Source organism: Selenobaculum gibii (genome assembly GCF_030273445.1).
GTDB classification, from domain to species: domain Bacteria; phylum Bacillota; class Negativicutes; order ICN-92133; family ICN-92133; genus Selenobaculum; species Selenobaculum gibii.
The window spans coordinates 818314-838076 of sequence record NZ_CP120678.1 but is presented as its reverse complement, the minus strand read 5'-3'; the positions used below and the strand labels follow the sequence as shown (position 1 = coordinate 838076).

General features: G+C 35.1%; 19 protein-coding genes and 1 riboswitch. Of the genes, 4 read left to right on the top strand and 15 right to left on the bottom strand.

Translation table 11 applies throughout. From position 1 onward, the window contains the following. Positions 1-457 precede the first annotated feature (457 nt). Entirely contained in the window at positions 458-1012 is a 555-nt protein-coding gene (locus tag P3F81_RS03945; RefSeq protein ID WP_309320656.1) for a recombinase family protein, read from the bottom strand. A 240-nt stretch (positions 1013-1252) separates the two neighbouring features. Here P3F81_RS03945 and P3F81_RS03940 point away from each other — a divergent pair, with 240 nt between their 5' ends. Beyond that, complete coding sequence (locus P3F81_RS03940) at positions 1253-1435, top strand: hypothetical protein (protein WP_309320655.1); 183 nt, start codon at positions 1253-1255, stop codon at positions 1433-1435. A 34-nt stretch (positions 1436-1469) separates the two neighbouring features. Here P3F81_RS03940 and radC read toward each other — a convergent pair whose 3' ends face one another. From radC to P3F81_RS03890, 10 genes are all read right to left on the bottom strand, one after another. Next, positions 1470-2072 (bottom strand): RadC family protein, encoded by a 603-nt coding sequence (gene radC, locus P3F81_RS03935; RefSeq protein WP_309320653.1) that lies wholly within the window; start codon positions 2070-2072, stop codon positions 1470-1472. Positions 2073-2129: 57 nt separating this feature from the next. After that, positions 2130-2432 (bottom strand): DUF960 domain-containing protein, encoded by a 303-nt coding sequence (locus P3F81_RS03930; protein WP_309320652.1) that lies wholly within the window; start codon positions 2430-2432, stop codon positions 2130-2132. Positions 2433-2553: 121 nt separating this feature from the next. Then, complete coding sequence (locus tag P3F81_RS03925) at positions 2554-3282, bottom strand: hypothetical protein (protein ID WP_309320651.1); 729 nt, start codon at positions 3280-3282, stop codon at positions 2554-2556. Between the two features lie 61 nt (positions 3283-3343). Next, complete coding sequence (locus P3F81_RS03920; protein ID WP_309320650.1) at positions 3344-4285, bottom strand: YqaJ viral recombinase family nuclease; 942 nt, start codon at positions 4283-4285, stop codon at positions 3344-3346. Between the two features lie 84 nt (positions 4286-4369). Then, complete coding sequence (locus tag P3F81_RS03915; protein ID WP_309320649.1) at positions 4370-5308, bottom strand: DUF932 domain-containing protein; 939 nt, start codon at positions 5306-5308, stop codon at positions 4370-4372. A gap of 329 nt (positions 5309-5637) precedes the next feature. Then, on the bottom strand, positions 5638-6756 hold the full coding sequence (locus P3F81_RS03910) for an FxLYD domain-containing protein (RefSeq protein ID WP_309320648.1): 1119 nt from the start codon (positions 6754-6756) through the stop codon (positions 5638-5640). A gap of 209 nt (positions 6757-6965) precedes the next feature. Further along, positions 6966-7487, bottom strand: a complete 522-nt coding sequence (locus P3F81_RS03905) for a hypothetical protein (RefSeq protein WP_309320646.1) — start codon at positions 7485-7487, stop codon at positions 6966-6968. A 105-nt stretch (positions 7488-7592) separates the two neighbouring features. Beyond that, complete coding sequence (locus tag P3F81_RS03900; protein WP_309320645.1) at positions 7593-7790, bottom strand: hypothetical protein; 198 nt, start codon at positions 7788-7790, stop codon at positions 7593-7595. Positions 7791-7794: 4 nt separating this feature from the next. Then, positions 7795-8142 carry a hypothetical protein gene (locus P3F81_RS03895; RefSeq protein WP_309320644.1) on the bottom strand — a complete coding sequence of 116 codons (348 nt, stop codon included), beginning with the start codon at positions 8140-8142 and terminating at the stop codon, positions 7795-7797. Between the two features lie 428 nt (positions 8143-8570). Beyond that, complete coding sequence (locus P3F81_RS03890) at positions 8571-9968, bottom strand: hypothetical protein (protein WP_309320643.1); 1398 nt, start codon at positions 9966-9968, stop codon at positions 8571-8573. Between the two features lie 634 nt (positions 9969-10602). Here P3F81_RS03890 and P3F81_RS03885 point away from each other — a divergent pair. Both P3F81_RS03885 and P3F81_RS03880 read left to right on the top strand, forming a co-directional pair. Further along, the gene (locus P3F81_RS03885) at positions 10603-12084 is read left to right on the top strand and encodes an FtsK/SpoIIIE domain-containing protein (protein WP_309320642.1); all 1482 of its coding nucleotides are present in this window, start codon (positions 10603-10605) and stop codon (positions 12082-12084) included. 124 nt (positions 12085-12208) lie between these two features. After that, positions 12209-12376 (top strand): hypothetical protein, encoded by a 168-nt coding sequence (locus P3F81_RS03880; protein ID WP_309320641.1) that lies wholly within the window; start codon positions 12209-12211, stop codon positions 12374-12376. Positions 12377-12502: 126 nt separating this feature from the next. On the opposite strand, the gene P3F81_RS03875 is transcribed toward P3F81_RS03880, so the two are convergent. After that, positions 12503-15757 (bottom strand): hypothetical protein, encoded by a 3255-nt coding sequence (locus P3F81_RS03875; RefSeq protein ID WP_309320640.1) that lies wholly within the window; start codon positions 15755-15757, stop codon positions 12503-12505. Between the two features lie 954 nt (positions 15758-16711). On the opposite strand from P3F81_RS03875, the gene P3F81_RS03870 reads away from it, so the two are divergent. Beyond that, complete coding sequence (locus P3F81_RS03870) at positions 16712-17530, top strand: restriction endonuclease (RefSeq protein ID WP_309320639.1); 819 nt, start codon at positions 16712-16714, stop codon at positions 17528-17530. 175 nt (positions 17531-17705) lie between these two features. On the opposite strand, the gene P3F81_RS03865 is transcribed toward P3F81_RS03870, so the two are convergent. From P3F81_RS03865 to P3F81_RS03855, 3 genes are all read right to left on the bottom strand, one after another. Further along, a complete protein-coding gene (locus P3F81_RS03865) occupies positions 17706-18215 on the bottom strand; it encodes a transcriptional regulator (RefSeq protein WP_309320637.1) in 510 nt (169 codons plus the stop codon). 71 nt (positions 18216-18286) lie between these two features. Beyond that, entirely contained in the window at positions 18287-18655 is a 369-nt protein-coding gene (locus tag P3F81_RS03860) for a sigma-70 family RNA polymerase sigma factor (RefSeq protein WP_434064759.1), read from the bottom strand. 270 nt (positions 18656-18925) lie between these two features. Next, complete coding sequence (locus tag P3F81_RS03855; RefSeq protein ID WP_434064768.1) at positions 18926-19546, bottom strand: C40 family peptidase; 621 nt, start codon at positions 19544-19546, stop codon at positions 18926-18928. Between the two features lie 46 nt (positions 19547-19592). Then, a riboswitch (cyclic di-AMP (ydaO/yuaA leader) is annotated at positions 19593-19740 on the bottom strand. Between the last annotated feature and the right edge of the window lie 23 nt (positions 19741-19763).

Genomic DNA, 19763 nt, shown 5'->3' with positions numbered 1-19763 from the left:
TTATCAACAACACACTTTTTTACTAAATATTTCACTTACTAAGCACAAACTATTTTCATTATACTACTTTTTGCAAAATTTTGTTTATTTCAGATAGATTATCAATCCAAGTGCGACACATCGTGTAAAAAACTTAAATAGGAAATTTCCAGGCTAAACATTTTCTAATTCTATTGTTAAGCAATAAAGTGGTAAACTCAAATTTTTTGGAATACTTCACTTCATAGCAATCAACTTCTTTCCCACGGCCTGATGTAACTGTTTTAAACGCAGTACTATAAAGAACCGAACGGGCTATTATTTTTATCCCGTTCGGTTGTCGCACTTCATTTTACAATCTGTCTTTAACAAGAAACTCTATATTTCAATTTTTATTTTTTCTCTCTATTTTAAAGTATGATTCAAATTTGGAAAAATCTCGACAAACACCTAATATTTTAAGATTTTACGTTAGAACTTATCTAATAGATTCTCTTACTTTCCTATAAAATGTAGAAGGTTTCATATTTAGCCTCCGCATAGCCTCAACCGCCGTCATGTTGCCAGATTTCCATATAGTCACGACCTTGTCAAATTCTGGGCGACAAATAGGCTTACGCCCCTTGTATTTTCCTAATTCTTTAGCAATAGCTATTCCTTCATTCTGCCGTTGCAGGATGTACTCACGTTCTAATTCTGCTACGGCTCCAAAAATCGTTAGCATAAATCTCCCTGTCGGTGTTGTTGTATCTATAGCTTCTTTCTTAGAAATAAATTCTACCTGCTTATCCGTCAGCTGAGCAATGAGGTCAAGTAAGTCTCGTGTATTGCGGGCAAAGCGGCTAATGGATTCAACAATAACGATATCTCCCTGCCTAACATAGGTGAGCATCCTTTTCAGTTCTGGTCTATCGGTATTTTTACCACTAGCTTTATCAATAAACATTTCATCAACGCCAAACTCTTTTAACAGAACCTCTTGCCGTATCGTATTTTGTTCTGCTGTACTTACACGAATATATCCTATTTTCATACAAATCCCTCCATTAAAATAAGCCATTAGGTCACAGCCTAACGGCACATTGAAAAAGTATCCCAATAGAGTTGTTTTTGGTTTTTTGGCATGTGTCATTACTAAGGACAACCCTATTGGTAAAATGATTAAATTTTTTTGTTCATTTCACACCTTTATAATCCGCAAAATAAATATTATTCCTAGTTTTAATCTCCTCGTATCTTTTACTTCTAAAATAATATATTATGATAGATATAAATGGAAATAATTGTTACTGGGGGGGATGTTATTTTGAAATTTATTATATTTCGAGGAAAAAAGCTTCCTGTAGAGTTAGGCAGAAAACTTTTAACAATAGCCAGCTATGTTATACCGCTCAATAAATTTTATAGAGATCTTTATTTGGCACTGGCAACCCAAGATAAAAATAGAAGGGACTAACCCATCTATTTTTTGATAATAGTATATCTTTAAATTACATCTTGCCCTGCTCCTTAAGGCTAATATAGCCGCCACCAGTAGCACCTACAATAATATGGTCAAGAACTTCAATGCCAATAAGTTTGCCACATTCAACTAATTTCTTCGTGAGCAAAATATCTTCATCACTCGGCAAAGGATCTGAACTTGGATGGTTGTGAACAAAAATACAAGCAGCGCATGATCTTCGAATCAAACCCTTAAATGCTTCACGAGGGTGTACGATGCTAGCATTTAATGAACCAATCGAAATATTTTCTTTGAAAAGAACGTGATTCTTGGTCGATAAACCAATCACATCAAAATGCTCAACCTGTAAAAATTCCATATCGGCTCGCACTAAATTAAATACGTCTTTGGGACTTTTAATAAAAATGCGCTTATTTTTGTCTGGCGTATATACCTTACGAGCAAATTCCAGTATCGCGCTAAGTTGTTTCGCTTTTACTAGGCCAATCCCCTTAATACTGGTGATTTCTTTTTCGCTGGCGTTCATTAATTCGCTAACATTCGGGTACTTCTCAATCAACGCATCTACAACATACCCATTGGCACTTTCTCGCAAACAACCAGCTAATAAAGTTCTCATTCCTTCCATATTCATACACTCCTCACAAAATAAATTGCCAGCCATGAATTACAAGGCTGGCTTCTTTTAATACTCTTCAGCTAACATCATAGTAGAATGTGTGCCATCATCAATAACAAATATTTTTGCATTTTCTACAGGATTCCATATAAACGCAACAAGGATTTCATTACAATACGCAGGCTGTTCTTGCCTGTGTATTATTTTTTGCTTACCACCCTGAATAGATAACCTAAAAACATGCAAATAGTCTACTTCGATATCAGTGCTAGCTCTAAGGTTATCAATCATAGTCCACAGCGCAAGTTGGATCTCTTTGGTAATTGCGTGCGAAATTCCGCAAGTAATATATCGTTTATTGGCAAACATAATTTTTTCTCCTGTCTCAAGAAGTATGCAACCGGAAGTAATAACTCCCGGCCGCAATATTTTACTCTTTAAATTAAAATGGGAACAGATTTTTTGATATACATAAACAAGACTCATTTACTTACACAGCTTCCTGAATATTTAGTTCAGCAGCATTAACTACATCCATAAATTGCTGACCAAAAGTTCTAGCTTTTGTAGTTTCTTCTGGGCTGAGAATGCTGACCGCCTCAAAGTTATACAGCGAATAAGACTGTCCTGTTTTATTGGTTGTTTTCTCTAACGTTATCTTTGTAACTACACCACAGAGCGGCATCATTTTTCCGATTAACCTTGTCATATACCGCTGGAAGATCAACTTACTCGATACCGGGACCCGAATAATAATCGGCATAATGTTATCTGGTCGGAGAAGGAAAATTGTCACGGATTCTTTACAAGCCTTTGCATTGGACTCGCCATCTTTTGAGCCAAAATCATTGAACGGACAACGGCTGCAGGGTTTTCCCTCATGCGATATCAAACTATCAGGGCTGTAACATACCGGAGGCGTACCCTCCACCGGATCAGGAGTATCCCAGTAAGCACGAGGTGTAGCATAATCAAGCACAATCCCTGTCAATTCTTTATATATTTCATCTCCAGACAGTCCTGGAACAGTAAAGGCTATTGCCCCGCCAGACGGGGACTTAACAATATCGAAGAGTTGAAATGACAATGGCTGATTCTTTAAATTTTCCCGGATAATATCAAGTGCATTGTTTGTTAGCGCGATATAATTAGAATTGACTGGAGCTAACGCTGTTTTAGGCATAGTTAAAACCTTCCTTTCTTCCTTAGATTCTTGCATGGCCTGTAATTTACCACCTAGTCGGTTTTTTAGTTTTTCTGTATTCATGTAAACCTCCTGTTCACATAGCCGTCTTTATGGAGAAGCGACGATAAGATGTTTGATTTGCATATTTTTTATAGAGAGTTGGATGTTCAGCTTTCAACGTCTTTCCATCCAAGCGTTCCTGAGATACGCTTTTCCAAGTGACAAGCCTATCATCAACAGTACCGATTTCGTTATCCCCTAGCATTTGCTTTAACAGATTCTCCGCTTCCTGCTTCTGTTCGGTATACTGATTGACATCGTCACAGGCGTCTTCATATTGTTGGATGAGTTCAACAGCGGTATCTGGTAATTTAATCTTCGACTTAGGTACGCTATTGGGAAAACGTTCGCTGAGAAATTTAGCCGCTGCTTCTGAACCATCCAGCTGAGGAGGAACCATAGCTTGAACATAATTCCAAAAGTCTCCTTCCAATTGAATCAACATTGAAATTATCTCTTCATCTCGCTCTATAAATTTCCAGCGGAAGGTATTGCCACCAATCAAAACAGTGATATAAGTCCCTTTATAGCCAGTAACAGCCATATAATGTTGAACCTGTAAAATGTACTCATCCGGTATGGCATCATCCCATTCTCCAGCTTTATATGCCGAAGCTGTTTTTGCTTCAAATATACATTTTCCATAGACTGGATGAATACATTCACCATCAAGATTAGCTAGCATAAATGGATAGTCTTCACTTTGTAAAAGTTGATTAGTCTGCTTAACTTTAATGCCTGTTCGTTTAGTGAATTCATTTCTTACTAAATCTTCAAGCTGTGTTCCCCAATAAGCAGCTTCTCCGGCCTCTTGATAAGGTAACTGATTCGTTTTGTCCATCCAGAGTTCCACTGGAGATTTGTAGCGGTTGATTCCACAGACTACAGAAGCATCAGATCCTCCAATACCTTTTTTGCGCCAGTCAAGCCACTCATCATAGGGCATATTTTCAGTTGACGCTAAAATAACTGCCATATATTTGCACCCCACTTTACATAATGAAGGGTATGCAGTAATTTCACCACATACCCTGTACTAAATCTGCTTCTATAGATGGTATTATGCCGCTACTTGCACGAGTTCATAGGCTTTATCAATCAGCGGGTTACCCTCCACAGTTTTGGCGAACACGTTTTCCCTGTAGCTACTAGTCTCCCGAAGCGGCTTGCCATGCGTAGCAAAGTCTGAGACCGCGCAGATAAACCGATAAGCATTCTTGCCAACATGCCCCTTAAGGTCAGGAGCATCGAAATAGCGAAGCTTCATATCCTCCCGGATTCGGATTATATTTTTCTTGTGAATATCTGTAGGGTTGTCATTCATCGGCAGCAGCATGTCAATGTACTCCATCACCTTAGCATCGGTCAGTTTGATTTTAGATAGCCGAGAAAACTCTGCACCCAATTTGCCCATATATTTTTCAGCTAACAATAACGTATTATGCGCTTCATCCATCTTGCGATTCAAGTCACCTACATGAACGGTTGACCAAATACGCTTCGCTGTGGACAGAGCAATATTAAGAGTGTTTTGGCAGACTACACGCACCGGAGTCATTGCTACCTTGATCGCGCCGTTGCCGTCATGAGAACTGCTGAATACTAGGTAAGGCTCAATTTGTTCACCTTCAATGATATATTTATCTGGAAGTTTGGCAAGCAGCCAAATTTTCCGGCCGTCCTGCAAAGACCCAGCCGTTTCATAACGAACCCCCTCACCTAATAAAGAGTCTGTAAAAGCGAAGGCTTCTGAATTCTGAACAACTTTATAACGGTCAGTGACCACGCCGAGAACTTTTTCATCAATATCCCGGATATTTGCTTTGTAGCCGGGGATAGGAGTATAGTTGCTGGTCATGATAGGACGTTGAATGACATTCCAGTTCAGTCCCGATTGCTCAATGGCTTCGGTTGAGCTTAAAGCTGATTCGACACGAATACCCAGACCGTGCCAAGGGGCTACCCTCGTGTAAAACATTGTTTCTACGTTTGCTGACATTGATAACATCTCCTTTAAACTTTATATAATTTTATTGTTGCCTAATATAAATAACTCTTAAAAATACTGAAAGGACTTCCGCACAGGAAGCCCTTTCTTTCGACAATTATGAAGTTTCATCATTATCCTTTTGTGATTTTTCTTGTTCGATAATAGATTTTACGGTAGTAAGTATCACGGAAGCTGCAATTAATATATACTCAATGATTTTTTTCTTCGACAATAAAATGCCTCCTTCTCCATATATTAAATTCATAATATATAATTGAAAGATACAAGTGTTCGATTGTTTTAGTCATTATATCCTCATATAGTTTTCTTTCTTAAATTTATTGATAATTTATTTCTGTAAATGCATAATCAGTTACTTTAGCATTTTGTATCTGAGCTTTAAAACTCCAAGTATTTCCTGACTTTAAAATTGGATTAACATCAATAGTAGTACCAATTTGATTGCCTTGATAATCGTATAAAATAAATCTAATAGAAATTTTACGACGTTCTTCATTGGATATATTTTTTATTTTGCCAATGATATTACCATTGTTTACTCTAGGTTTTTCAATCCATATGAAATTCTTATCAATGTAATTACTGACATCCTCTTTGGTAGTATTGGCATTATTATATGGGGCAATATATTTCTGATACCATGGCTCCAATGTTTCGGGCTTACCAGTGTCATGCACAAATAATTCTCCAGTTTTTGGCTCTACTAGAATATCATAAATTCGATGCAATCCTTGTAATTGGAACACATAGTATTCTGCATCTGATCCAGACCGCTTATGCGTATTCCCGTCACCATCCGTAATAGAAACGGAAGTTGGGAATTTATGAGTATCTATCCATGTTTGAAGAATCTGCTTTGCATCACTCACCGTTAAGTCTGAATTTATATTCGAAGCCTTATTTAGTTCATTAGCCGAACGAGTAATTGTGTAACTTTCCATTATTGCGTTAAGAATTGGTTCATATATTTCTCTCTGGTTCATTTTAAATGAACAATTTATTTGATAAACAGCCCCGCCTAGAACATACCAGAAATTTTTTGATATATCATCACCTTTAAGCCCATTTGTTTGATATATCAATTCTTTCACAGGTATTTCACCTATCGTTGTCTCCCTAAAAGTAATAAATTTATGCATTTTATTAACAGCGTTTTCTACTGATACCTGATCCTCCGTGAGAATTCCAAATGGATCTGTTACTATCTTCATAACCGAAAACTTTGCGTTTCCATCGGGAGATTGAATCTTGATAATTTCAAGCATAGTATTAGGTTCCTTAGTCTGCCACTCATTCGGATATTTGAAAGCGAAACCTTCTGTTTCGTTTTTATATGTTTGGGAAAGATTAATTGAATTACTGGTATTATCGCCACTTGAACATGCCGAACATAAAATTAAAATAGCTGTCAACAATCCTAGACATAATTGTTTCAAATTTAATCACCAAACCCTTCATAATATTGCTTTTTGATTACTGTATTTCTATCAAATCATTAATAATTTAATACTAGTTATAACGTAACTGCATTGCCATACAAATGAAAATATTTACATAAGAAAAGTAATATGCGTATGGAATTTATATCACAACCCCATACGCATGAACCTAATTATTTTTAATAGATTTTTTAGAAACTAGTGATTTAATCGAAATAATAAGCAACATCAGCTTCTCCTCGTTGACTTGCTAAAAACATATATAATAAAATTTGTTCAGCTGCTGCTTGAGTAGAAGGTGAATTGCCGTTAAGCGTTATAGATTCCGGCTTTATCGAAACACGTTTTGAGTCATTGGCCATAGGTGAAACTTTAATTTTCACACCTATTTTTTTATTTGATCCCTTTATTGTTCCACTTATATCAACATACCCAATATCCCCTGATTCGCGTGATTCCCATTTTGGGGATTCAATATACTTGTTTAATACATTAGCATAAGTAAGCGTTATTCCTTGACTCTCTAAAAGAGGTTTATGTTTTTCTACCGTAGCTATATAATTTGTACTACCTTCCCAATTTGCCGCAATAGTAAGCATAACTACAATAGCAACTATGCTGTATAATACAAATTTCAATTTATTAAATTTCTTTTTCTTTATTTGTTTATTATTGGTGAATTCTGCATTTTCTTTTTCTAAATTTTCAACTCTTTTTGAACAAAACATATTTACGCCTCCACATTAAATTATATTTATTTTGATGATACTAAATAATAGGAGCTTGGCTACTTTGACTAGCAAGCCCCTCTATAAATTTATAAATTATATTGATTATCGCTTAATTGCTTTATGTATCAATGCAATAGGAATGATCAGCCATCCTAACAGAATGGCTGCAAATACTTTGTAAAACAGCAGTTGCGCAAAACCTCGCAAATTCATAAAGAATTTTAAACCAATTCTATTTTGTAAATAGTTTATTGAATTCCAAGCTATTACAACATAAATTAAAAATATTATTGTTTCCACTACATCACCCCTCTCTTATTTGTGACTCTGCCTCGTTTTCTTTCCTGCGTTTGTTCAATATCCCTTCTATTACCTTGGCTGAATATCCACCAGCTCTAGCAATTTTAGCACGCTCACGCCTATCTGATACCGGCTTAGCAAGGTCAGCAATATATTCCGGGCGATATAAGCGCATAGGGCAATCTATCTTATCACCGCGAAAATGCTTGAAGAGTTTAAGCATTGCATCACGTCCGATAAGTTCAAACAATTCCAAGTAACTATCATTAAGTGCATCAGCCTCATTACCTTCAATACCAAAAACCTTATACACAAGATCATCATTGATATTATCAAAATCAATGTTAATCATCCGATTACCCTCCCTTCATAAAGACTACTAAAATTATAACAATGCAAAAATCCCCAATTCAAATACTAAACAGGATTTTTTTAATCTCCATAAAACGTTCTTTTGGGGAAAGAATAAATATCACCTTATTTAGGCTCTGAGAACGGAGCTTTTATTACCTTCAATAAGGAAAGCACCCACCCCAACTAAGGGGAGCAGTGCTTTTTTTGTTTGTATCTTTGAGTTTCCTTTATACAGCAGCGAATTATGATAGTAATGTCGTTGATATACCGTCCTACTATTACCATTTCCTAACCCCTAATATAAAATGAATCCCCATGCCGTAGTTAGCATGGGGATTGTTACGTTACCATATAAGAATATATATATATAAATTCACCTCATACAATTACTGAATGAAAAATTACAAACGCTTTAATAAATCGACTTCATTTAGCATACTCCTCAAAGTAACGAAGTGGAGCGGATAGCACTTGTTCAAATTTAGTTTGTGATCCAGGTTCAATTGAATAATCAATCTTCGCAGGATCATAAAGTATCTGTTCTGCCATGTTGTTTATCATTTCGAGAAAAAAGTAATACCATTTGTCGCCATCGCCAAAATGGCCATTTTCAACGAGTTTATCAAGGACTAAACGACTAGTCCACACTACATTATCTCTGATAGAGTAAAATGCTTTAAGACATTTAATAAAATTAGCAGGACTTTCAATATAACAAAAACATTGATACAGTTTAGGAAACGGAATGTCTCTTAGATGAAAAATATTCTGGAAAATAATATCTTCTTTTTCTTTATCAGAGCAATTTAATAATAAATTCACATCATTTATCATCGCATAAAATTTTAAACTCTTTTCAAATCTGTAGAGGTTTATACCGTAATTCTCTCTATTTTCACATATTTTTGACAAAATATATTTGTTAAGTGCTAAGTAGTCTGCGTAGCTTATTTTCTTTATTTTTGATAAAAATTTCTTAAGTGCTTCGCTCAACGCCTCGTGAGAATAATCCTCATAAGGTTGAGTAAGCACTTTTTCTATCTCATTATTTAAATTGCCGATCCTTTTAAACACGTTTGCTAATTTTTTATCCGGTAATTCTCTATTATCAAATTCTTTTTTTAGAAAATCATAAAACCTCAACTCATAAGTAGATGCAAGTTCATTTGCTGAATCCAATGGAATTGCTGACCACTCAGAACGTTTATTATATGAACCCCTTTTCGAAAATAATCTTTGTTTCATTTTTCTTATGTTTTCTTTTTCACATTCTTCAATAACAGGCTTGAACTTAACCCCAGTATCTCTTTTAGGTTGGTAATATTCCTCAAGAGTCTTTTGAATCGATAAACCCGCTTTTCGTTTACTTGAATTAATAAAACTACATAGAGTAGTAAATAAACATGCCTCTAACATATGCTGATAGAATATGGAATCTAAATAGGAATTTGTATATTGCCCAGAAATAATCTTTCTCCCATCTTCAACATTTTTAAAATTAGGACATAATTTTAAAAATGAATCTTTATCAAAGAATTTATATTCATCGTTACTCGCTATTACAATCTCATAGATGTCTTTAATAATAACTATAAGCAAGCCCTCTTTATTTAATTTGCTTACAGACTTAACCTTGGCAATATCCTTCTCATCTGAGTCATGCAATAAATCAAAGAGATTTTCGGCAGTCTCTTCCAATTGTTGTATTTTAGAAAAGAAAGCATGTTGTAATGGGTGAAATTCTTTTGGGAAACTAGTGGTTTTGCCATAAAAATTTTTTTCTCTTTTTATAAACTCATCAATCCAATGCAAATTCGTAATCATATTCACAATTTCCTTAAATTAATTTTTAATGTAATACAAAAAATTTCATTTTTCAAAAATGTCACGCCTTTTAAAATATGACTATGATAAATTATCTTTAACAGACCAGTTCAAAAAGTTGAATGCCATGGTTATTATATGTTTTATTTTGCTTATATGTCAATTGGCATCGTTAAGCGCTCATAGACAGGATTATAGGTGTAATAAAAAAGTGTCTACATCTTTTATGTTTCACTTTACCTATAATAAAACAACCTGCCACCCAAATAATTGCTATAAATGCATAGTTTGTATAATACAAACTACACCAATATTTACACTAAAAAGATGATTGGCATAACAACTTAACTGGTATATATACCAAAGAAATGTTAAGCGAGCAAAAAAAACTCGCAACCTCGAGCCTTTAAAGCTCGATGCACTAAATAAGGAGGGCTAAAGTTATTCCAAATATGATTTTCTGTCGAGAAAATTATTTTAAAAAGCTAAGCTGTTTTGTCTTCTTCTACTACTTCTTCTATCAACAAAATGTGCGCATATGATTGCATATATTCATACGAATTAGAGTATGGTGCAGTCCCAAAAGAAGAAGCAGTGAAATAACTTCCATCATTGAAAGGAGAACCATTTTATCATGGACAAACATAACAATTATTATTCTGAAGTCAAGGCTGACGACTTGAGTGACGATATCGTAAAACAATTCGAACATTACGGAGTCGATATCAAAATTAAAGATAGACTCCTTCAAAAAGACAGAGTTATTTTTGAAGTTAAACTCAAAGGGGCTACACGAGAATCACAATTATTTGCTCGTGCATCTGATGTTCAACTTAAATTGAAGCTTCCCCTTTTTCAACCATTCAAAAATAATTTAACCATCTTCATTGCCGCTTCGGATTTGAAAATAAAATACAACAGCCTGCCGAAACTCTTGAATAATCCGGCATATCCAGCATTCAAGAAAAAAATGAAGATGAGACTCCCATTTGCAACTGGTTATAGTATCACGAGTAATCTAGTAATTGTAGATTTGTCATCGGAGAATCACTTGCTAATCGGTGGCTCATCAGGTTCAGGCAAAAGCGTAGCTTTAAAATGCTTGATTCTAAGTCTGATAACAGGAAAATCAGTTGCAAAACTAAACCTGCTAATTATCGACGTCGGAGCTAACGATCTAATGCCATTTGATGGAATCCCTCACCTATCGTGTCCCGTAATAAGGAATACCGAAGCTGGGTTAAAAGCTTTAATAAAATTAAAGAAAGAAATGGAAAGGCGAATTGATCTTGAATTCAGAAACAACGATGAATTTATGCTGCTTCCAAGAATTGTCTGTGTCATTGACGAATTTCCGGCACTTATTTCACAAATAGGTGATAAGAAAATGTTAAAGTTGTTAACCGTGACTATTTCTAGCCTATTACAACGGGGCAGACATGCAAAAATCCATATGGTTTTGGCTGCTCAAAATCCAACAATAAAGAATATGAATATTGACTTAGGAAACATAACTGCGCGTATGGCGTTTACATGTGCCAAGCGCAATTTTTCAGAAACAATAATTGGTGAAAGCGGTGCTGAGCATTTATTAGGAAATGGGGACATGTATTTCAAATCATCAAAATATAAGAGTATACAACGTATGCAAGGAGTATTCATTTCCCCTAATGAACTTAAAGAGTCACTCTTATATCTTAAGATGAAACCATTTCCGAATCAAAGCTTTGAACATATGTTTGTTATTTCAGAAATGGACTCTCAACAGTCAGACTCAGTTGAAAAAGATGATCTAAATAGTAAGTCTGTTATAACTAAAAAGGACGCTAATGATAAACTTTTCGCTCAGATAGTTATATGGTCGTTGGAGCGTGAATCGATTTCTCACAATATGATTTGTGAAGTCTTCCACATTGGGTGGAAAAGAGCTAAAGAGTTTCTTAATAAGTTACATAATTTAGAAATAGCAGGCGATATGTATGAAAAACTCCCGAGAGCAATTCTTCCTGAGAGTGTTGAAGATATTTCACTTGAAACAATAGATTTTTTATCAAAAATTGGTGTTTCCGTAGATGATGTAGCTGCCGCTATTCAAAAGCGTAATCGTGAGCTATAAAAGCCGTTACAAACTACTAACTATCACATCGTTTATCACGTACACGCAATTATATATTATAACTCGAATACAGACGAACAGTCCTTGAATAAATTTTATTATCCACAGAAAGGAGGGGATGCAATTGAATGTCATCGTCTACTCGCCAAAAAGCCCTGAAGGATTACTCGATTTACAAAAAAGAGTTGCGACGGTTCATGCCGAAGCGGTTTTGAAGTACATAACAAAGCTCCCCTGCCCTAAAGAACAGAAAATACAATTGGTTTCCAGTATTCAAAATTCTTTCAAGTAAAAATAAGTAAGCGAAGCAATCGAAAGACGACTTCACTTACTTATTTTTTTGATACTTTATGGAAAAAGTTGTTATGAATTTTCCCAAGTGATTATAGAAATATAAAAATGCAGACAATTTTTTTCTTCAAAAATCAGCATCATGCTCCTTCCGCCTTTTCCTTTCAATCATTGTTAATATAGGAGCGCGTTCTTTACCCAAAGGAATAAATGGATCATCAGTTGGAAGGATAGCACACTCTGTCATCCAATCTGTTTCCAGCACATCACAGGCATCACATATCATTATACTATCTAGATTCTTATGTATCATCAACTTATCAAAAACAGTAGGTTGTGCTGTGACATCTGAAAAATACGAAGGACAAATTGAGAAGCTCTTTACTATTTGCAATTCCCTCTCGAACATTTTAAGATTAACATCATTGTTAGGCTCCATTGTATGGAATCTTACCGGCATTGCTATAATCTGCGCATTTTGTGCGCTATTATGTGAGAATCCCAACTGACAAATAACTACTCGATACCAGTACGGGTGTTTCTTATCAATTCCTTTTATTATACGTATACCAATTTTGTTCTTGCTATCATTGTGGCCAAGATCTTTTATCCAATCTTCAAAAATACTCTTGCAAGTGGTCTTTGTAAATGCCAATGATAAAACGGGAGGAAAAGTGTGCAATGGACTTGCCATGAATAGTACACCTTGCCAACCACAAATATTCCATAATGGGACATTTACAATTGAAGAAGTGGTAATATCTGCATTACTGACATTTTTTAAATCAACATCTTCTGGCGGTTTACAGTGATGCACTCTCTCCGGAACAATAGGCTCTATTATATCATCTAAAGGTTTACTATCTGTAGTTTCAGATTTTTTTGTGCGTTTCATTGGCAGTTCTTCAAAATCGTTTATAATTGACGCAAAACAAAAAGTTCTTTTCCCGAGCGTTTCCATACCATAAAATACGCTATTTGAAAAAGTTTGTGAACGATCAAATGCTGCATCGTTTTTAATCATCTTTTTAATTTTTTTCAATTCAGATCCAAATGGAAACATGATTGCTATAACCATCCCAATTAATTCTATCAAAAAATCAGAAAAATCACTTTGCGCGTTAATGATATTCTTTGAGTCATAATCTTTGAATGTCACGGAAATAACATTGGGCTTTTCATCAAGAATCTTGCCCTTAATCAAAGATTTATTGTCAGCATCAAAATAAAGTTCTATTTTAATTTTTCCAGTTAAAGAAATAAGGTCATTGGCTACGCCAGTTCCGAAGAAACTTTCTATCGTTGCAAGAATCGTCGCGCCAATCTCAACCTCACCATGCTCATAGGAGCCACTGGTATTTAATTCAATGGAGCAACCTAATAAATTGGTTTGCATCTGACACGATGGTTCTATTCCAAACCACGGAAGGTAATTCAGCTGATCCAAAGCAGGCTGTACTTTCCACTTTTCAATCAAATCATCAAATGCTTCTGTACTGCCATTTAGATCATCCAAAATAGATTCATCATAATATCCCAGTTCATATTTCATTGCAGCACTGGAAAAAGTTAATCCTTGTCCCTCTAAATAAGCTGGTAATTGTCCAAGAAATTTTTCCACTTCATAACTTGTACGAAGCATTTGAATAGCAAGAATATAATCAAAATTATCTGCTTCATCGTTTGATTTTATTTTTTCCGGATATAAATGCTCTGAAATATTGGCCAAGGCATCAAAACTTGTAGCATACAATATGTGCCCAAGTCTCAATTCTATGTATTTTAACGCGTACGCACTCATGAACAGTCCCGGAAGAACTTCACCAAATTTCATATACTGATTCAAACATAAGCAGAAATCAAAATAATAAAAATTTCTTGCCGCCCAGAGAAGCCCTACTTTCTCAAAAATATCACCCATTTCCATGACAACTGTGATCAAATGGGTTTTATTGTTCTCATTATACAAACTCATAAGAGAACGACTAAAATAAGCCAACGCTTCATATGGTTTTTTTGTTTTCAATGAGTGACCTCGCTTTGCCAGCATTAGTGCGGCTTCTGATTTTTGCTTTTGTTCACTCATAATGGTAACTATACGTTCAAACAACTCATTATAGCGTTCCGCTTCTTCAAAGACTGGAAATTCCTGAACAGCCCGGCTTAATGGATACAAATCTAAATCAAGATGACCAAAACTATCATCCACTATTTGAATCATCTCATCAACTATGTCATTAGGTGTGTCACCAAGGAAGAACCGCGCTAGTTGGTACGCTGCTTTAGCTTCAATCGCGGTATTGGGCTTTGAAGGGTCACTAATAAATTGATTATATTTTTCCTTCAGATGTATTATGTGATCATCTAAAGGAATATCTTTATTTTCAAGGGATAGAGAATGTAGATTTATCCAAAGTGTAACAAGATTCTTGAACAAATTCACATTATTCTCTTTGAGTACAATTTTCTCATATTCTTTATAATAGTCATAATAGATTTCCGCATCACAATACCACCAGTAGACAGTCCAAGCAGCATCATAAACAGCATCAGCAATGTTTATGATAGTACCATATTCTTTAGCTATTCTATTATTACGTTCAATCAGCCCTAATACCTGTTGTTTTGAAAACTCAAGTTCTCTTGCTAAAACTATACTTCTTTGAGAAAGTACAACCATCTCCGATGATTTTAAATTATCATTTGCCAACTTATTTTCGATTTGATCATACTCTTGCTTACGTCTGTAATCTCGCTCTCCAACTTGTATTTCATTAGAAAAATTGTTGGAAAGGCCAAAGCTCTTTATTGTTATTTCAACATTGTTTGTATTTTTAAGTGCCTTATCAAGTAGCCATGTACGATCAATTATGCGAACATCCAGATTATAGAGCTTACGTAACTCATCCTCCGTATCGGCTCTCTTTTTATCTGAAATATACTGATTAGACATGAAGAAAACTTTTGCATAGCCACGGTTTTCATTCTGATTGACTTTTGCAATTTTTGCAACATCAGATTTGACTTTTGGCTTCCAATCCTTCTTAGCACTAATTGCAAATGCCCAACGCTCTGTTGCAGCTTTGTTTCCATTACCATAATACCAGAGCGCAGAAATTGCCTCTGCCACTGGATATGTTTCACTATCAACTTTACTGTCACCACCGCCAGTAGGCCCAGTTTGTGGTAATAAATTAGGACAGATTTCAACCTCGGCAATATGCCTACAAAAATCCTCAAAAGCCTTATCTAAACTTTTACTAGTTAATGTTTCAAAATAAAAATCTAAAAAATCACGATCCAATTTACCTTTTTGAATAATCTTTGAATCTGAAAATTGTTCAGGATGCATTTTCTTAAAAGCTTCCGTTTGTCTGCCCATTTTACTTTCTCCTATTCATCAAGACTTTTACCTCATATTACTTATTGCCTTTGTAAGTTCTCAATTAAAATATGATTTGATCCTTAAGTAATATATTTAGATGTATTACTTAAGGATCAGATATCCGCCGCGCCGACAACCTTTTTTGGGGAGTAATTAACTACTTTTGCTCAAATGGAATAAAAATTTATTATACAGTGTTAAACAAAGTTTTTTCGCGCAACGCTTTGACTTTTCCTTCATTATAGCAGAAATTATCTTAATAGGCTTTATAAGGAAATTTTCAAATGTAAATTATACATTGTTTAGCCAAATAAATTTCACAAAAAAGACAAGGACATGAAGTCCTCGTCTTGTCCCATAGTTATAATTTTTTAAATATATTTATTTAGAAAGCTGTAATATATATTTTTTCCTTTTTATTGCTGAGTAATCTGCCTATTTTTCATCGCTTTTATAGGCGTCGACTTGTTCTCTGTCCGATACCTAACAGCTTTTCAACCTTCTTCCGTGTGACCATACCTTGTTTCCTTGCCATCTGCATTAGTTTTTCCGCTTGGCTGTTTCTTAGTCTGAGCATTGAGATTCGGCAGGACAATCTTAAAAGCGTTATCTGATATTTCTATCTGTGGTTCCTTTCCACTGCCTTTATAAATATCCATAATCTTTTGTATACCTTTCCGTAGGCTTCAATCAGTCAAACGATAAAATGCGTTTTCCAACTTTATGTTACAACAAACATAACTTCCCCATCAGCATATCATTAAACTTTACTCTCTTAACGAATGCCAAGACCTTCTTCATCATATGTACAAACCGTAAGCTTGTAACAAGGTACTGAAAATAAGCTATAAGATTGTCGTTAGTAATGGATTAGTGATATAATAACTATATTTAAGTAAGTCTACAAAACAAAAAATATAAGAAAGTTATGTGTGGTGAAGGGGTGAAGAGATGAATAGATTTATTACTTTTTTTCATAATATGGACGATGAAGAATGGGAAAAATTTTCTGTCCATGTTTTACGCCAGATTGGTTTTGTCCCATACAGTTTACCTGCATATGGTACTGATGGCGGGCAGGATTATTTAGTTGAACGTGATGATTCCAGATACTTGGTTAGTTGTAAGCATTATTTAAAATCAGGTAAACATGTAGGACAAGATGATGAACAAAATATCAGTGACAGGTTATTACAATTTAATGTAACTGGTTTTATAGGGTTCTATTCTACGGGAATAACAACTGGACTACAAAAGAGATTAGACGGAATATGTGGTAATTCTCAATACAAATATTTGATTTTTGGCCCTCAAGATATATCACAGATAATGCAATCAATGAACACTAAAATTTTGCAAAGTTTTGGCTTGTATCCTCATAAATATTATATGAACGTGTCTGAACAAAACTACCAACCTTTAAAGTGTGTTTGTTGCAAAAAAGATATATTGTCTGATGAAAATATTCCAAACTCGCTTGTTGGTTTAGCAGAATATGTAGATGGAAAATATGGTTATGTTTATGGATGTAAACCTTGCTTATTAAATGTCAAACTATATCTTGATGCTTTTTTAGAAATTGAGCAGGCATTACACATTAAATGGTTACAAGATTGGGAAAAAACTATTGATGAGTGGATTGAAGAAGATAACTTGAATTTGAGAAATGACTTTTATGAAATGCGCTATCGATTTGCACAGGGAGTTCGACAAAGACAGTTGCCTCAAACTGATGGTAATTGGTACGGTTTAGATCCAGATGATTTTTAATGAATCTACCAGTTCTCATAACTGCCTATCAATCTGGGCGGATTTTTGAAAATTCCACCTCGAATAATTCGCAAAATCACGTGCAGTAAAATCCCGCATTTTTTATCTTCAAGACTTTTTAGTATGTGCGCGTTTTTATAGGACATTTCAAGAAAAGCACAACTAGCTACTATTTTTATTCGTCACCAAACAATTTCACCCAGGTAGTTTTTAAAATTTGAATATTATCATTTTCCCACTGATTAACCGTGTGTGCGTGAAATCCATATAGCTTACCAAATTCTTTCTTGCTTAGGCCTAAGCTTTGACGCAACGCTCGTATTTGCTGAGCTTGTCCGTTGTATAAAAATAGATTATAATGATCAAGCAGGTCTGTGATTTCAACGTCAAAAAGTTCAGCAATTTTACTTAGCTTGTCCAAAGGATAAGGAATTTTTCTATCTTCCTGTTCATAAGCGCAATAAGTAGCAAGGTGAATTCCAGTTTTTTCAGCTACATCTTTTTGCCGCAGCGCTTTTTTATGTCGGTAATAACGCAGCTTGTCTGCTACTGTGTCAATTTCAGACGGGCTGGTATATTGAATATTGAACCTTTCCGCTTCAAGTAATTTGCGTGGTTGCAATAATTGGAAGCTGTGAATATATAATGGCGCATACTTAATGCCGCCAGGGCAATGGCAGGTCATTATATGCGTATGGCTACTAAGACGTATAAACGGGTGCCATTTTTCATGAAAAATAATCTGACTAGTATTATTTAAATTGTTTTTATCCGCTGTGTGAGAATAGCATTTTCTATACACCGCGCAGCATAGGTAGCTAAACGAATTTTTTTATTTAAGTCAAATGTGTTAATTGCTTTAATTAGGCCAATTGTACCAATTGAAATCAAATCATCTGAATCTTCCCCTGTATTATCAAATTTCTTAACGATATGCGCTACCAAGCGAAGATTACGCTCAATCAGAACATTCTTTGCACTTTCATCTCCTTGCCTTAACCGTTCTAACTCCTCTTGTTCTTCTTTTTCAGTCAATGGTAATGGAAATGTATTATTAGCAACATAAGCAACAAGTAAGCTTAAACCTTTTCCGAACAATGCAAATAGTGTTAATAAAAAAGACATTACCAATCCCCTCCGTTCAATCTGTGCTTTATTCTATGGAACAATTACAAAGATTGTGCCTTGAAAAGATTGGTAGTATTAAGTTTAATAAAAGGAGAGAATGACTATGTCATTTGGCGATTTAATTATTTTAGGATTAATCATAGCAATGTGTATTTATTCTATGTGGGAGAATTTACGTTCATATTAAAAAATAGGATTAGGCTGGCAAAGTCTAATCCTATTTTTATATAAATAAAAAAGAGGCGCAATGCCTCTTTTATGTTCAATTTAAAGTACACGACGGGCACCAATGTAACAAGCACCCCAATATCCTGTTGTTAAATCATCAATTCTTACCCCACTACTAGATGTAGAACTTATAAATTTTCCATCGCCTAAATAAATCCCTGAATGTGATGCACCATACGTGTATGTAGAAAAGAAAACTAAGTCTCCTGGCTGCAAATTATAAACTTGATAACCAGCAGTGTATTGTTCATCAGCAGCTCTCGGTAAGTAAATTCCACTATCCGCAAATACATAACGAATAAAACCTGAACAATCAAACCCACTTGGAGTTGTCCCTCCAAAAGAATAAGGAACTCCTATGTACTGTAAGGAATCTTGAATAATTCGACGAACTAAAGATGTAGAACCAGCACGACTGACCTCTGGAATTTCTCTTCCCATCAAAGCACGATAAGTAGCTGAACCAACTAACCCATCTGCCTCTAACCCGTAATTTGCTTGAAAGGATTTAACCGCAGCGGCTGTAGCCGGACCAAAATCTCCATCTACTGATACATGATAGCCCAAGCTAACTAATTCTCTTTGAATCGCAGCCACTTCTTCGCCCCGATCTCCTGCACGGAATGCTGCAGCATTCACAACAGAAACTACGCTTACCATTAGCAACGACAAAACGAAAACACGAAACACTTTACTCAATAAGTCACTCTTCTCTCTCTACGCCTACGAGGTTAGCTGACGGATTTGGATAGAGATACCCATGATGTTTTAACCTATCCATATAGATAAAATAAAACAAAATTCACCCCTAAAATGGTTCCCCCGCTCACTCAATGATTCGGCTTTTTCTTGTTATTATAAGCTTCTACAAAAAGGT

What these genes read in the sequence shown, in the direction of transcription:
- P3F81_RS03875 (WP_309320640.1), bottom strand. Translation starts at nt 15,757, where the DNA reads ATGGGCAGACAAACGGAAGCTTTTAAGAAAATGCATCCTGAACAATTT.
- radC (WP_309320653.1), bottom strand. Translation starts at nt 2,072, where the DNA reads ATGGAAGGAATGAGAACTTTATTAGCTGGTTGTTTGCGAGAAAGTGCC.
- P3F81_RS03945 (WP_309320656.1), bottom strand. Translation starts at nt 1,012, where the DNA reads ATGAAAATAGGATATATTCGTGTAAGTACAGCAGAACAAAATACGATA.
- P3F81_RS03865 (WP_309320637.1), bottom strand. Translation starts at nt 18,215, where the DNA reads ATGACCTGCCATTGCCCTGGCGGCATTAAGTATGCGCCATTATATATT.
- P3F81_RS03920 (WP_309320650.1), bottom strand. Translation starts at nt 4,285, where the DNA reads ATGGCAGTTATTTTAGCGTCAACTGAAAATATGCCCTATGATGAGTGG.
- P3F81_RS03930 (WP_309320652.1), bottom strand. Translation starts at nt 2,432, where the DNA reads ATGTTTGCCAATAAACGATATATTACTTGCGGAATTTCGCACGCAATT.
- P3F81_RS03890 (WP_309320643.1), bottom strand. Translation starts at nt 9,968, where the DNA reads ATGATTACGAATTTGCATTGGATTGATGAGTTTATAAAAAGAGAAAAA.
- P3F81_RS03895 (WP_309320644.1), bottom strand. Translation starts at nt 8,142, where the DNA reads ATGATTAACATTGATTTTGATAATATCAATGATGATCTTGTGTATAAG.
- P3F81_RS03905 (WP_309320646.1), bottom strand. Translation starts at nt 7,487, where the DNA reads ATGTTTTGTTCAAAAAGAGTTGAAAATTTAGAAAAAGAAAATGCAGAA.
- P3F81_RS03940 (WP_309320655.1), top strand. Translation starts at nt 1,253, where the DNA reads ATGGAAATAATTGTTACTGGGGGGGATGTTATTTTGAAATTTATTATA.
- P3F81_RS03860 (WP_434064759.1), bottom strand. Translation starts at nt 18,655, where the DNA reads ATGTCTTTTTTATTAACACTATTTGCATTGTTCGGAAAAGGTTTAAGC.
- P3F81_RS03925 (WP_309320651.1), bottom strand. Translation starts at nt 3,282, where the DNA reads ATGCAAGAATCTAAGGAAGAAAGGAAGGTTTTAACTATGCCTAAAACA.
- P3F81_RS03855 (WP_434064768.1), bottom strand. Translation starts at nt 19,546, where the DNA reads ATGGTAAGCGTAGTTTCTGTTGTGAATGCTGCAGCATTCCGTGCAGGA.
- P3F81_RS03915 (WP_309320649.1), bottom strand. Translation starts at nt 5,308, where the DNA reads ATGTCAGCAAACGTAGAAACAATGTTTTACACGAGGGTAGCCCCTTGG.
- P3F81_RS03885 (WP_309320642.1), top strand. Translation starts at nt 10,603, where the DNA reads ATGGACAAACATAACAATTATTATTCTGAAGTCAAGGCTGACGACTTG.
- P3F81_RS03870 (WP_309320639.1), top strand. Translation starts at nt 16,712, where the DNA reads ATGAATAGATTTATTACTTTTTTTCATAATATGGACGATGAAGAATGG.